We start from the raw sequence: 14,894 nt of genomic DNA on the forward strand, positions 1-14,894 counted from the left end.
GAGTTTTACCCAGAATTGGAATGATCGCACCATTCCATAACATTTCACGATATGCCCCCCTAAATTCAGCAGACTCTCCAATACGGTTCGGGAGTACCACCCTCTTAAAACAGGGAAAAGCCTGTTCATTTGTCAGAAAAAGCAAATTGTATTTTCCATATCTATCCTTCCTTCTTATCTTTGCCAAACTTTTTTAAGAATAAGCATAATGACAAAACTTTCTGTTCGGCACTTACTTGGAATAAAGAACCTAAACGAGAGCGACATCCATACGATTTTGGAAACAGCTACTCAATTCAAAGAAGTCATTAATCGGCCGATCAAGAAAGTTCCTTCGCTCCGTGACATTACTATTGCCAATGTTTTTTTCGAAAACTCTACACGTACCCGGTTGTCTTTCGAACTTGCCGAGAAGAGGCTATCAGCCGATGTAGTGAATTTCAGTTCCTCGGGAAGCTCTGTTAAAAAAGGTGAGACGCTTCTCGACACTGTCAACAACATTCTGGCAATGAAGGTAGACATGATTGTTATGCGCCATAGTAGCCCGGGAGCGCCACATTATTTAGCGAATCATATTTCAGCCAACGTTGTTAATGCCGGGGACGGCACCCATGAGCACCCTACCCAAGCTTTATTGGACGCTTTCTCCATGCAAGAGAAATTAGGAGACCTTGCCGGAAAAAAGATTGCTATAATAGGAGATATTACCCACTCCAGAGTGGCCCTATCTAATATATTTTGCCTTCAAAAACTGGGTGCGGAAGTGATGGTTTGCGGCCCCTCTACCCTTATTCCCAAACACTTGGGAGAATTAGGGGTTAAGATAAGCCACGATGTACGCGCGGCCCTGCAATGGTGCGATGTAGCCAATGTATTGCGGATCCAACTGGAACGTCAGCAAATAAAATATTTCCCGTCACTTCGTGAATACGCCCAATTTTACGGTATTAACAAGCAAATGTTGGACGAGGTAGACAAAGATATCGTTCTGATGCACCCCGGCCCAATCAATCGAGGGGTTGAATTATCCTCAGATGCTGCCGATTCACATCACTCCATTATTCTCAACCAGGTGGAAAATGGGGTTGCTATAAGAATGGCAGTATTGTACCTTCTGGCCCAACAACCCTAAATCTATTTATTCTGCACGAATAAAAAAACCAGAATTCTATTCAATAATACCTCAAAAACTTTATATTTACCCGATAGGTTGCCTGCTTCCTATCGAGCCTGTTCCAGTTTACCGTCCCGAGGGAATGCATGCAATATTATCTTAATAATTAGTCTACATTCTTCCGATAACACATGACACATACTCAGGGAATGCTCCGCGAAGGGAGTTTAAAAGATAAAACAATTATTGTAACAGGAGGCGGAACAGGACTCGGTAAATCTATGTCAAGGTATTTTCTGCAGCTGGGAGCTAATATCGTTATTTGTAGCAGAAGGTTAGAGGTTCTATCGGCAACTGCCGACGAACTGAAGGCAGAAACAGGAGGACGGGTACTTCCCCTGGCTTGTGACGTGCGGGATCCTGAACAAATTGAAAACGTAATCGCCGCTGCTGTGGTGGAATTTGGCCAGGTTGATGGACTAGTCAATAATTCGGCAGGCAACTTTATCAGTCCTACCGAGCAGTTGTCTTATAAAGCGGTAGATGTTGTGGTAGACATTGTGCTTCGCGGAAGCTATTATTTTACCCTTGCCATAGGTAAATATTGGATCGACAAAAAAATTAAAGGAACGGTGCTCAATATATCGACAACCTATGCCTGGACCGGATCTGGCTGGGTGGTTCCTTCGGCTATGGCCAAGGCGGGGGTTTTAGCCATGACAAAATCACTGGCTTTTGAATGGGGGAAATATGGAATCCGCCTCAATGCCATAGCTCCTGGTCCCTTTCCTACCAAAGGGGCTTGGGATCGCTTGTTCCCGGAAGAGCTCGCCAAAAAATTCTCTTTTGAAAATCGAATTCCATTGGAACGAACCGGCGACCACCAGGAATTGGCTAACCTGGCTGCCTATTTATTGTCCGATTACTCCGCTTATATGACGGGAGAGGTTGTCACTCTTGACGGTGGGGAAGTTCTGAATGGTGGGCAATTTAATTTCTTAAAGGAAGTCACCGATGAACAATGGATGGCCATTGGCCAACAAATAAAAAATGCAAGTCGCCCTGCGAAGAATGAAGGAGAATAATTTTTTACCGGTTTAATTGGGTATTTTTGTCCAATCCTTCGTTAATAAGAAAAATGAAGCGGATTAAGCATATGAAAAACAGTATAGGTATATTTTTATTCTCAGCAATGTTAATGGCCGGATGTTCTTCCTCGAATACTCCCTCCAAGCGCATTCCCGAAGCTCAGGTAAGATCCATGGGGCAGCAAGCAGCGGATGTCCCTGATGAAATGTCTGTTTTGGCCATCAAAAGCAAATATCTCCTGAAAGATAGTACTCAGACGAAGGTATTTCTATATGTAGATGCATATAAAGGTAAGAACCGAATGTCGGTAGAAACTTTTCTTGCCTCATATAACTTAAATTATGTGATCTATTCCGACTATGGTACACGCGATCGCCTGGGATATGGAAATGTGAAATTGTCGGCCGAGAATGTACAGTTAAAAGATGAGAAGATCGTGGTTACCTACGAATTTGACAGTCCGAAAAAGGATCAGGGCGTACTGTTAAGTGAATTGAGTCAGATTGGCACCTTAAAAAAGGTTCTGAATGACCTTACCATTCCCTTTGGTCAACAGCAAACCAATGATGTTTACGCAATTTTTGACCTTCAAAGTAATATACCTTTACAAAGGCATTACGTTCGGACCAGCGAAACGATATTGATTAATAGCCTACAGCAAAAAACTACGCCCCTGCAGGTATTCTACTATTCACATGATTTCGACCCTGCGGGATCACCCATGAATACTTCCGCAAAGTCGGGAGCCCCTACCCTAAATATTGATAGTAGCTTCACCATCCTTTCGGGCAAGGCTATCCGTTTCGAAAAAGAAGGTCTGTACAATATTTTTGCGGATACTACCCAGCAGGAAGGGATGGGGATTTTGGTGGTAAACGATCGATTTCCTAAAACAACGCAGCCAGAGCTTCTTTTGGAACCATTACTGTACATGAGTACCAACACCGAAATTAAGGAAATACAGACTTCAGAAAACTATAAAAAATCTTTAGATAAATATTGGCTAAGCCTGATGAATGGGAATGCACCCTTGGCCCAGCAGACCATTCAGAATTTCTATGCCCGAGTGGAAGATGCAAATAATCTTTTCACCACGTACAAAGAAGGCTGGAAGACAGACAAAGGAATGATATTTATTGTATTGGGCCCACCAGACAAGGTTCAACGCAGCAAGGACAAAGAAGTATGGACGTATACCCAACGAGGTAACGCTCAGAACGTAAATTTTACATTTAATCGCAGAAACAATCAATTTGTAGACGACCATTATGAACTGGTTCGGTATGCCGAATACCAGCCCATATGGTACCCCGCAGTAGAAGCATGGAGAAACGGAATTATTCGCTGAGACAGCCCGCCCCCCGACCCCCTCAAGCCGATATGGTTTTTGGAACACAGTCGGTATTAGAAACCCTTCGTTCGGGCAAGGAAATAGAACGCTTATTTATACAGCGAGAGTTAGGCCTCTCCGAGATTGAAAAGGCAGCTAAGGAGGCTGGCATCCCTTATCAGCGGGTGCCAGTAGAAAAACTTAACCGCCTCACAAGAAAAAATCATCAGGGTGTGGTTTGTTTCGTCTCCCCGATTCGATATGTCCCCCTACATAATGTGCTGACACAGGTATATGAAGAAGGGAAAACCCCGCTTTTTCTTTTACTGGATCGCATCACAGATGTCCGGAATTTTGGTGCCATAGCTCGTACTGCTGAATGTGCCGGAGTGAATGCCCTGATCGTTCCGCAAAAAGGTGGTGCCCAAGTGAACGGCGATGCCATGAAAACTTCTTCAGGTGCCCTTAACTTTCTACCGGTGTGCAGAGAGATTAGTCTGGTGGAAACCATTCGGTATTTGCGCGACAGTGGCCTACAGGTGGTAGCATGCTCTGAGAAAACCGAGCACTCCCCTTACGAGATAGATTTTAAAGTGCCCACACTTATTATCATGGGCTCGGAAGAAGACGGGATATCTAAAGAGTTACTCGATCTTGCTGACATGGGTTGTCGTATCCCATTATTGGGCAAGGTAGAATCCTTGAACGTAGGCGTTGCCAGCTCAATCGTGCTTTATGAAGCCGTAAGACAGAGAACCATCTAAGGTAAAAAGCAAAAAGAGCCCTGGCCAATAGAATTGACCAGGGCTCTTTTATGATCCCAAGTGATGGGTACATGCCTAAGATTGAAATTTAGATGGCCTTCATAATAGAACTGGAACAGGGCTCTTACGAATGTTCTTGTTTAAAGCTTTTCATAATCCATCCCCCTCCTACTACATCGTCACCTTCATAGAAAACCGCCGCTTGGCCGGGTGCAATCCCGTTGACGCCATCGTGAAAGCGTGCAATTATTTTATCTGATTCAACCTGCTCAATAACTGCTGGCGTACCTTCGTGCTTATACCGAACCTTAGTTATTGTTTCCATAGAACCTGGGATATGGTCATATTTTTGCAAGTTAAGCTTGGAAACATTCATCCCGTCCCTGAATAGATCGGGCAAATCACCCAGTACCACTTCGTTGCTATCTTTCCTTATTTCGGTTACAAAGACTGGGCGACCTAAAGCGATACCCAAACCCTTGCGCTGCCCCACCGTGTAGAATGGGTAACCCTCATGTTTCCCTACTACGGTACCATCGGCATAGACAAAATTACCACCCGCCACTTCGGCCTCCAGACCTGGGATCCTACGTTTTAGAAAGCCTCGGTAATCGTTATCGGGCACAAAGCATATTTCGTAACTCTCCGATTTGTTAACCAGGTCGATAAAACCGCGCTCTTTGGCCATTTCCCTAATCTCCGATTTGTGCAGATGCCCAAGTGGCAACTTGGTCCGTGCCAAACTCTCCTGCGACACCCCCCAAAGTACATAACTCTGATCCTTGGTCGTATCGATTCCTTTAGAAACATAGTGTCGCCCATTCTGAAACTGCATGTTCGCATAATGCCCCGTCGCAATAAACTCACAGTCGAGCCGGTCGGCGCGCTTCAGTAGAGCATCCCATTTGATATGTGTGTTGCATAGCACACAAGGATTGGGAGTCCGTCCTTCTAAATATTCACCCGTAAAATGATCGATGACGTAGTCACCAAACTCATTACGGATATCCAGAATGTAATGGGGGAAACCCAATTCTACAGATATATTCCTGGCATCATTTATGGAGTCTAAAGAGCAGCAACCTGTCTCCTTTTTGGTGCCGCCGCTACTGGCGTAATCCCAGGTTTTCATGGTCATACCAATGACCTCATATCCTTGTTCGTGTAATAAAACAGCTGCGAGGGAGCTGTCGATGCCACCACTCATGGCGACTAAGATTCTTCCGTGTCTACTCATTATACAATCAGCCGAAGGTTGAATGCCTTCCGATGTTAAGCTATAAAATAAAAAAATCGGCTCCATCCGAAACCGAAACACAAAGATACTCAATAAATCTGGTGGAAAACGATTGTAACTAGGATATTCTACCCTATGCACTACTTCCCACCCAGCCAATACTCCTTGGCAATAGTAAAGTATTGCAAATATCTCTCCTCTAAAATTTCCGTTCTCATGCCAATTTATACGTGGTCCTACAGATTTTGATTTACCAGGACTATTACGCTTGCAATAAATGAACTAAGAAATGGCATGCGTCCTACCTCAGCATACTGAGAGACAAGGCCAAATGCAGAACCCCTTGCCAAGCAATTATACCATTAAACCAATTCAGCTATCCCGGCAACAGGCCTCTTTTAGTTTAGGAGGGCCAATTCCCTGAATGATCCATAGCTTTTGCATGAAATAGCATTCTTCCCATACTGTAACAAGAGGGCTTAAGGCAAAAACAAAGCGCTATTTCTCTGGTTTGAAGAATTTGACAGACTACGGCTGCCTCCATTCACTGCTGGCAAACCCACTGGAAAGGATTATTTCAATATCATTTTGCAAGAAACCTAAGTAGCCAATTTTTATTGCCTATTATTTGACTTTTTTAGAATATTCATCTTGCACTTTTCAAGTTTGTCAGTATATTTGAACTGTCATTACACGAATGAACCAGCGATTTACAAGACCTCTATAGTTATGCCGCACCTATCTATGGAGGAAGATTTGCAGGAATGTTAAGGAGACTTACTCATACTATTTTATTTTACAAATAGTATTTCAGCCAAGTATCCTACCTGCCTCATATTATAATTTTACTTATAACCACCATAATGGTGGACAAACGTTCGGGACATCGGTACCAGCTTATTGTATTCGATGAATCAACCTAATTTTTGTCCTCTATTAAGAGGGTAATGCTTTCCGGAAAAGCTGTTTTGCAAGCTTATGGCCGTGGCGTTCTGTTCGTACACTCCTGTGTGCGGCGCATGAGTGACGATCAGCTCACGGCCATAACTTTTTTACTAATCCTAACTATCACCAACGGCACTTAATGGATTCAATATGCGAAACATTTTACTTATTCTATCCTGCGTTTGTTTAATTTCCTTTCATGGTTTTGCACAGGTTCGTGAAATCAAAGGAACCATAACAGCAGCAGATGACGGACTCGGCCTAGCAGGAGCATCCATAATACTTAAAGGAACTAATGTCGGTAGCAATGCTGATATGGATGGTAATTTTAAATTCACCATTCCTGGAGAAGGAATTCTCGTTGTATCCTATGTTGGATTTCTTATTGAAGAGATACCAGTAGGAAACAAGACAACTTTTGATATCAAACTCAAATCGGATACCCGGCAGCTTTCAGAGGTCGTCGTAACGGCTTTTGGGATCGAAAGAGAAAAGAAAGCCCTGGGATATACCGTACAGGAGGTAAAAGGCAGTAGCCTCACCGAATCGCGATCTACCAATGTGGCCAACGCGCTTTCGGGTAAGATTGCCGGAGTCCGGATCCAGTCGAATGGAGGGCCCGGAAGTGGTTCTACTATTCAGATACGTGGAGCCGGATCTATTTCAGGAAATAATCAACCCCTTATTGTGATTGATGGGGTGCCTATGCAACAAAGTGCCTCCTCTTCTACTGGAAATCAGTTTGGGGGAGGAATGTCTGAGGTAAACCCCGACAATATAAAAGAGGTTTCCGTACTTAAAGGGCCCAACGCGGCTGCCTTATATGGCTCCCGTGCGGCAAATGGCGTAATCCTTATTACCACCAAAACGGGCCAAGGCACCAAAGGAATTGGAGTAGAAGTCAATTCCAATATTACATTCGAACGGCCCTGGATCAAGCCCGATTTTCAGAATACATACGCCGGGGGAAATAGTTATAGGACCTGGTACAACGATGGCTGGAGCTCGGCATTTTCCGATCCCTTGCAGGTGGCACAATACCAGGCCGTTTACGGCACTTCGGCTCCTTTAACGGGAACTCAGGGAACGGATGAAAGCTGGGGATCTCCTATGGATGGACGATTAGTTCGTCAATGGTGGACAGGCGACGACGTGGCCCCACTTACTCCACAACCCAATAACTGGGATGAGTTCTGGGACACAGGCCGTACCATTACAAATAGTGTAGCACTGTCGGGAGGGAATGATCAAGGATACTTCCGTCTAGGGCTTGGACAAACCAATCAAAAAGGAATCGCTCATAATAACGATTTTCATCGATACAATTTCAAAATCAATTCGGGGTACAACCTAACCAAAAAGTTGAGTGTTGCCCTTTCGGCCGAATATATAAAATCTGGTGCTGACAATAGAGGATACACTTCAGGACAGGAATTCATCTGGGCCCACCGCCATGTATCCTGGGATCAGTTGAGAAATTATGAAGACTATGCTGGGGTTCACAACCAAAAAGCTGGTGATACTGATCCTGCCAACTGGCAACATACCTACTTTACTAATCCATTCTTTATACAGGATAAACTTCCCCTAGGGAACGAGAAAGATCGACTATTAGGCAATATTTCTCTTAACTATAAGATCTTACCCTCACTTAGTTTCATGTTGAGGTCGGGAACAGATGTATGGACGGATACACGAATTAATGTTTCCAACTTCGAAAGAGTCAGAAACGGCAATAAGACTCCGGGGCGATACAGTGAAGAAGTATTAAGAAATCAGGAAACCAACACGGACTTCATGCTGACCTTTAACAAGCAGCTTACCAATGATCTCTCATTCAATCTGCAAGCAGGAGGAATTCAACGAAGCAACTACTCTAAACGCAACTACCTTTATGTAGGCGAATTGGTAGTAGATGGGGTATATAATGCCGCTAACTCCGTAGCGAGTCTCAATAAAATAGAAAGTTCTATTATTAAGTCAGAGGTACAAAGTCTGTTCGGGGCGGCACAGTTTGGCTGGCAAAATATGCTATTCCTGGATCTGACTGCTCGCAATGACTGGTCGAGTACCCTTCCCTCAGCGGATCGATCCTATTTCTATCCTTCTGCCTCTTTAAGTGCCGTGATGACCGATGTGTTCAATGTACAGAGCGATGTGTTGAGTTTTGCCAAATTACGGGCCAGCATTGCTCAGGTCGGAAATGATGCCGATCCTTATGCACTTCAGCAAACCTTCGCCGCCAGCGGATCGTGGAATGGTAACTTAACAAAATTTGCGGAAGCCACGAAAATCGCCAATGCAGGCCTGAAACCTGAGATTACCACTGGCCTTGAATTTGGAGCAGACTTACGATTCTTTAAAGGAAAGCTGGGTCTAGACCTTACTTACTACAGTCAAAATACGAAGGACCAGATTCTGGCAGTAGAAATTTCTAAGGCTAGCGGTTACGATACCAGGGTGCTAAATGCCGGAGAGGTGACCAATAAGGGTATAGAGATAATGCTTACCGCTACTCCGCTGAAACTTCCCAATGGATTAACCTGGGATTTAGGAATTAACTTTGCCAAAAATAAGAACAAAGTAATAGCCTTAGCAGAAGGGCTAACAACCTATACCCTCACCACGCAACGCGGTATGACCTCAGAAGCGCGGGTAAATGAGGCCTATGGTACCTATTATGGCAAAGGATGGCAAAGAACTGAAGACGGGCAGGTTATCTACAAAGACGGACTCCCTCAGGTGGCCAACGGAACCATCAAACTCGGAAATATTCAGCCGGACTGGACGGGCGGAATTACCAATAGTTTTAAATACAAGGGATTTACCTTAAATGCCCTGGTAGACATCAGAATGGGTGGAGACTTATATGACGAAGGAACCGCCACAGCCCGCTGGACCGGCCAGTATGCAGAAACTGCGATTGGGCGCGAAGAAGGTGTAATTGGTCAAGGTGTCAAAATGGGACCCGATGGCAATTATATAGCTAATGACATTATTATTCCAGCCAAGGAGTTCTATGGGTATAACAACCCCAGAAACTACCATGAAGCGGCAATTTTCGATGCTAGCTATGTTAAACTCAGGGAACTCTCACTGGGCTACAGTATCCCTGCCAATTTACTAAAGAAGACCTTTTTACAAACAGCAAAACTCTCACTGGTGGGTCGTAATGTGTGGATGATTTTCAAAAACACCCCACATCTTGATCCAGAGTTCGATTCGAAAGGAGGCAATGCCCAGGGCTTCGGCTACGGACAGCTACCAAGCTCGAAGAGCATGGGCTTCAACCTTAGCTTTTCTTTCTAAGACAACCGCTTTCCTTACTTAAATCCGATTTAGAATGAAGAATTTCACCTATAAATCCATCATTTTGAGCGTTGCTACGGTATTACTCTCTAATGGTTGTACCAATGACTTCGATACTATCAATGCGAACCCCAACGACCCTACTCAGGTGAAGGCTCAATACCTTTTAACGACAGGGCTCGAATCCTCAATTGATCGTTACTGGGGACATCGCAATAGGTTTGAAAGGATTAATATTGACGCGGCAGAGTTGTATATGCAACATTTGACTCGTAATATCTATTCAAACGAAGGAGATGATTACACGGTATCCGTAGCGCTTACCAATAACAACTGGAAGGGCTTTTTTAACGACGCTCAGGTCAACTTTCAGCGTATTATTGCCATCTCATCCGAGGGCGGACTCACACCCAATAGTAATTATGCTGGAATAGCACTAACCATGCGTTCATGGGTATTCATGTTGCTCACCGACATGTATGGGCCTATCCCCTACTCGGAAGCCATAAAAGGCACCGCTAGTGAGCCCATTTATAGTCCAAAATATGATTCTATGGAATCAATTTACGCTGGCTTGTTGAATGATCTGAAGTTAGCCAACGAACAGCTAAGCCTAACGGGTCCTGCCGTAGCAGGAGATATTATGTACCAAGGGGATATACTGAAATGGAAAAAATTCACCAACTCCCTCCGGCTTCGTATTGCCAATAGACAGGCGGCCAAGAAACCGGCAGAGTCTAAAGCTATTTTCTCCGAAATTTTAGGAAACCCCACAGTCTATCCGATTTTCACGTCCAATGCTGACAATGCCCAACTGAACTGCACCACGGTTTTACCTAGTAATAATGAGTGGAACCAGGTCATGATACAAGACGGGCGTACCGATTGGAACATTAGCAAGACCTTGGCTGACAAAATGAATGCGCTGAGCGATGATAGAATCAAGGTATATGCCAATCCCAATAAGGATGGACTATATCAGGGGCACCCCAATGGATTGCCCGATAACGTGGCGACTACTTACCTGGCAACCAGCTCGACTATCGGAAGCTATTTTACGGATGCCTCTGCTCCAGAAGTAATTATGACTTTCGCAGAGCTCAATTTCATCCTGGCCGAAGCAGCCATAGATGGCGATATTGTCGGTGATGCGGATATGTATTTCCAAAAAGGTGTAAAAGCATCATTCGAGCAATATGGACTTACGCCCTCTGCCGAATTTACCAGCAAACTCGGATCGGTCTCCAAGGAAAAAATATTAGAGCAAAAATGGGTAGCACTTTTCGGACAAGGCATAGAGGCCTGGACAGAATGGCGTAGAACCGGCTTCCCTATTTTCCCTCCTGCCGACTCCCGAGCCGTACTCAATAATAATGGAATATTACCCACCCGCTTCACTTATTCTACCAACGAATATTCCTTGAACAAAGTGGGCATAGAAAGTGGAATCAAGCTACTTGGAGGTCAGGATGATATGAAGACAAAATTATGGTGGGCCGAGAAGTAATTCCTAAAAAATGATCTATAATCCAAATCATTGATCCTATGAAAATTTCTTATAAATACTTGTTTTTACTTGGGCTAACCCTATCCCTGCTATCATCTTGCAAAGAAGAAGACCCCTGGGTAGATGCGGCAGCGGCACCAGTCCTGGTGGATATAATAGGCGCTCCTTTTGGCTATCCCCAAGCTAAAGACCCAACCGTAGAATACCCCATTGCTACGGCCAAGTTATCCTTACAAGCCAGGTTATTGGAGCTTGACAAAACTAATATTCTTAATAAGGATATTGGAATCGATTCAATACCAGTAGCGGGTGTAAAAGTAATCGTAAGCCTGCGCGATGGGGCAACCCTTGCCGAGGCCACCTCAGGAGCCGATGGCCTGCTTAAAATAGAAAAATCCTGGACAGAACTTGGCGTCTCGGCCCCCAAGGCGAACCAATTGATCAAACTCAGCTGGACAGGATCATATAAAGGAGTAACATTTACCCGATTTTCCCAGATCAAAGCCTTGTAACCATAATCAAACTACCCAAAATTAAGCTAAAACAATTGTAGATATGAATCAGAAAATGGACCGTCGCAGTGTATTAAAATCGGGTTTATTAGCCATTGGAGGCATGTCCCTTGCCCCTCACCTGAGCATGGGAGCGTTCTCTAACAGCCCTTTATCCCTGGATCCTGAAAATCGCATTTACCGCAGCCCTCTGGTAAGGGAGCATTTTCTTCCTGATGATTTTAAGGCCCCTAAAATCATAGCCAAGCTGAATGCCAATGAGAACCCTTACGGCCCTCCAATGTCTGCCCAGAAGGCAGTGGCTGATTCTGTTAAAAATGGCAATAGGTATGCATGGAAAGAAATGTATGATCTGGTTGATAAGATTGCCAAAAAAGAAGGGGTTACACCAGACCATATAATGATGGGCCCTGGCTCCTCAGACCTCTTAGAGAAAGTTGCAATTGTACTTTTTATGGATGGGGGAAATGTCGTATCGGCAGACCCATGCTATATGTCCTTAATTAAGGTAGCAGAGTCGGTTGGAGCTACCTGGAAGGCGGTTCCCTGCACCTCCGATTGGTCACATGACCTAAAAGCAATGGAAGCGGCCATAGATAAGGACACCAAATTGGTTTACGTATGTAATCCCAACAACCCTACAGGGGCTATCACCTCGGGAAAAGATTTGCTGGACTTCTGCTCCAGAGTGTCCGAAAAAGTCCCTGTTTTCGTAGACGAAGCCTATATCGAACTTGCGGTAGGTGCCGATACAGAAAGTATGGTATCCCTTCTTGCTAAGAAAAAGAATGTTATCGTGGCCCGTACCTTCTCTAAAATTATGGGTATGGCCGGAATACGGGTGGGATATATGGCGGCCCTCCCTTCGTTTATTGAGCAAATCAGTAAGATTACACGGGGAGGAATGGGTATTTCTTACACGTCAATATTTGCAGCTTCTGCCAGCCTCGACGACAAGGACTTCCAAGGAAATACGCGCAAACTCAACCACGAGGCAAAGCAGTATCTCTATACAGAATTAAAAAATCGAGGATATGAATATATTCCCTCTTATACCAACTTTGTTCTGTTCCCTATAACCTTTCCAGGAAAGGAATTACTAACGAAAATGGCCTCTAAAGGCGTAGCCGTTCGCTCCTTCGATATTATGGATAAAACATGGTGTCGGGTAAGTATTGGCACCATGGACGAGATGAAGGCCTTCGTAGGTGCACTCAACCAATTTAGTTAAATAATAGTACGGGGACCCAGCCGGGCGGAGAATCCGCCCGGCTGGCTTAGCCCTATTAGCGTACCCACGAAAGCATTACCCTCTTCTCTATAAAAGACTCAGGACTCCTATCATCAAAAAGAAATTCACCATGAGCGATGCCCTACAAAAAACCATTACCCTTCTCCTCATTATCGTACTCGGCCTTTTATTAAAGAATAAGTTCACAAGCAAGGAACAGACCAATGGTCTTAAAGAAATCATATTGTCGGTAGCCCTTCCAGCCACAATTTTTATCTCACTGATGAAGATTGAAATCGACTCTACCATGATTGTTATCCCGGTTCTGATGCTGGTATTTAACATTATACTCTACTTACTCACGCCCCTGTCCTTTACGCTCTTTGGGATCGATAAAGATAGCCAGACAGGGCGGACGATGATGATGTTGATTCCCTCCCTGGCCCCTGGACTTTCCTGCTTCCCATTTATCGCCGAATTTCTTGGAGATAAAAGTCTGGCCATTGCGGCCTTAGCAGACGTGGGCAATAAAATATTTGTTCTCATTACCCTTTATATTGTGGCTTTGAACATGTATTTAAAAAATAATAATGACCAGGATACGAATACCAGGAGTAAAGTCACGAGTCTATTGTCCAGTATGTTCCGCGAACCCATCAATATACTAATGATAGCCGCCCTGATCATGTTAAGTATCGGGATCAATTATAGCACCTTACCGGCCGTTATCACCGACCTTTTTAACAAAACCAGTGCCATGATGACTCCTCTGGTTTTGCTATTTATAGGCTTAGCCGTTCAGCTTCGGGAAGGCAGAAAAAGAACTGTAGCAAGCATGTTATTTTTTCGGGCGGGTATTAGTCTTTTGATTAGTTCGGGAATGATATTTCTACTCAACATTAACGACACAAACACTATCTTGCTGGCCACCGTGCTTCCGCTTAGCGCCGTTAGCTTTTGGCCGTTAGCCCATATATCTGCCTTTACCGCCAAGGAAGATCAAAAAAATCTACCGAAGGAAAAGCGTACTTTCGACACCGAATTAGCCGTACTATTGCTCGCCTTTTCCCTTCCATTTTCGACCCTGCTCATACTCGGACTCCTTTCTTCAGGCACTTATTTTGCGAATCTCCATCACCTAATTATTTCAGGATTTGCACTGCTTGGTATGGGAGCGCTCCCCCAGATTATAAACAAGGTATATCTCAGTGTGTCTAAGGCCTAATGTCACTCCATTCCCCTATTATGAAAGCACTATCCCTTATATTCCTGATCATTCTAAGCGCAAATTGTTTTGCCAGAGAGCAAACTGATAAAAAAAAGAAGGTCACCAGTGAAAAAAATTCCGTTCAAATTGGTAAAGATAGTCGGCGCGTTTCCTTTCTGGGTCCTAAAGCCACCATCACCCTTGCTGATGGATTGAAGAAAAATCTGGAGAATATCGTTATTGGAGATCAGCTAACTACCTGCCAGCACGGACAGCCTGCTATCACTAAAGTTCTGCACATAACCGTATATAATAATCCTTCTCAGCCTCTTATGGCTGTATACCTTCGTCCGCACAGTTCCGAAGAAACAATGGTACCGGCCCTATTGCTTGAAGGGGCGGCACATCACAAAGTGCAAACGACAAATGGTAGAAAGAAGTTGAAAAATCTTAGTAAAAGGGATATACTCTATCATTTCGACTACGAAACCGGCTTGGTTACAAAATGGAGGGTGGGGGCTATTAAAAGAAATGCAAATAACATAAACAAGGCTTATCAACTCACCACGGAATCTGGCACATTCCTTGCCGACAACCTCCTAGTTACCAACCATTAGAAGATCATGTAAATCCGCACTGTAAGGTGGTG

At 44.3% G+C, this 14,894-nt stretch carries 11 protein-coding genes; 10 read left to right on the forward strand and 1 reads right to left on the reverse strand.

Annotated elements, in window-relative coordinates; all coding sequences use genetic code 11:
• Positions 1 to 208 precede the first annotated feature (208 nt).
• The 4 genes from X939_RS0112665 to rlmB all read left to right on the forward strand — a co-directional run bounded on the left by X939_RS0112665 (position 209) and on the right by rlmB (position 4,297).
• Positions 209 to 1,132 carry an aspartate carbamoyltransferase catalytic subunit gene (locus X939_RS0112665; protein WP_025763648.1) on the forward strand — a complete coding sequence of 308 codons (924 nt, stop codon included), beginning with the start codon at positions 209 to 211 and terminating at the stop codon, positions 1,130 to 1,132.
• Positions 1,133 to 1,305: 173 nt separating this feature from the next.
• Positions 1,306 to 2,199, forward strand: coding sequence for an SDR family oxidoreductase (locus X939_RS0112670; RefSeq protein ID WP_025763649.1), 894 nt, complete (start codon positions 1,306 to 1,308; stop codon positions 2,197 to 2,199).
• Positions 2,200 to 2,312: 113 nt separating this feature from the next.
• The gene (locus X939_RS0112675) at positions 2,313 to 3,551 is read left to right on the forward strand and encodes a GWxTD domain-containing protein (RefSeq protein WP_044199469.1); all 1,239 of its coding nucleotides are present in this window, start codon (positions 2,313 to 2,315) and stop codon (positions 3,549 to 3,551) included.
• Positions 3,527 to 4,297, forward strand: coding sequence for a 23S rRNA (guanosine(2251)-2'-O)-methyltransferase RlmB (rlmB, locus tag X939_RS0112680; protein WP_025763651.1), 771 nt, complete (start codon positions 3,527 to 3,529; stop codon positions 4,295 to 4,297). Before X939_RS0112675 ends, rlmB begins: the two co-directional genes overlap by 25 nt.
• Positions 4,298 to 4,421: 124 nt before the next feature.
• Here rlmB and mnmA read toward each other — a convergent pair whose 3' ends face one another.
• Positions 4,422 to 5,534 (reverse strand): tRNA 2-thiouridine(34) synthase MnmA, encoded by a 1,113-nt coding sequence (gene mnmA / locus X939_RS0112685; RefSeq protein WP_025763652.1) that lies wholly within the window; start codon positions 5,532 to 5,534, stop codon positions 4,422 to 4,424.
• Between the two features lie 1,095 nt (positions 5,535 to 6,629).
• Between mnmA and X939_RS0112690 the strand changes: the two genes are divergently transcribed.
• The 6 genes from X939_RS0112690 (at position 6,630) to X939_RS0112715 (ending at position 14,862) form a co-directional block, all read left to right on the forward strand.
• Positions 6,630 to 9,788 carry a SusC/RagA family TonB-linked outer membrane protein gene (locus X939_RS0112690; protein WP_025763653.1) on the forward strand — a complete coding sequence of 1,053 codons (3,159 nt, stop codon included), beginning with the start codon at positions 6,630 to 6,632 and terminating at the stop codon, positions 9,786 to 9,788.
• A gap of 34 nt (positions 9,789 to 9,822) precedes the next feature.
• Complete coding sequence (locus X939_RS0112695) at positions 9,823 to 11,295, forward strand: SusD/RagB family nutrient-binding outer membrane lipoprotein (protein ID WP_025763654.1); 1,473 nt, start codon at positions 9,823 to 9,825, stop codon at positions 11,293 to 11,295.
• Between the two features lie 38 nt (positions 11,296 to 11,333).
• Entirely contained in the window at positions 11,334 to 11,807 is a 474-nt protein-coding gene (locus X939_RS0112700) for a hypothetical protein (RefSeq protein ID WP_025763655.1), read from the forward strand.
• Positions 11,808 to 11,850: 43 nt separating this feature from the next.
• Entirely contained in the window at positions 11,851 to 13,038 is a 1,188-nt protein-coding gene (locus X939_RS0112705) for a pyridoxal phosphate-dependent aminotransferase (protein WP_025763656.1), read from the forward strand.
• A 130-nt stretch (positions 13,039 to 13,168) separates the two neighbouring features.
• Positions 13,169 to 14,263: an AEC family transporter gene (locus X939_RS0112710; protein ID WP_025763657.1), complete on the forward strand. Its 1,095-nt coding sequence runs from the start codon at positions 13,169 to 13,171 to the stop codon at positions 14,261 to 14,263.
• A gap of 20 nt (positions 14,264 to 14,283) precedes the next feature.
• Complete coding sequence (locus tag X939_RS0112715; RefSeq protein WP_044199357.1) at positions 14,284 to 14,862, forward strand: hypothetical protein; 579 nt, start codon at positions 14,284 to 14,286, stop codon at positions 14,860 to 14,862.
• Positions 14,863 to 14,894: the final 32 nt, after the last annotated feature.

The organism is Dyadobacter tibetensis Y620-1, from assembly GCF_000566685.1.
Taxonomy (GTDB): domain Bacteria; phylum Bacteroidota; class Bacteroidia; order Cytophagales; family Spirosomataceae; genus Dyadobacter; species Dyadobacter tibetensis.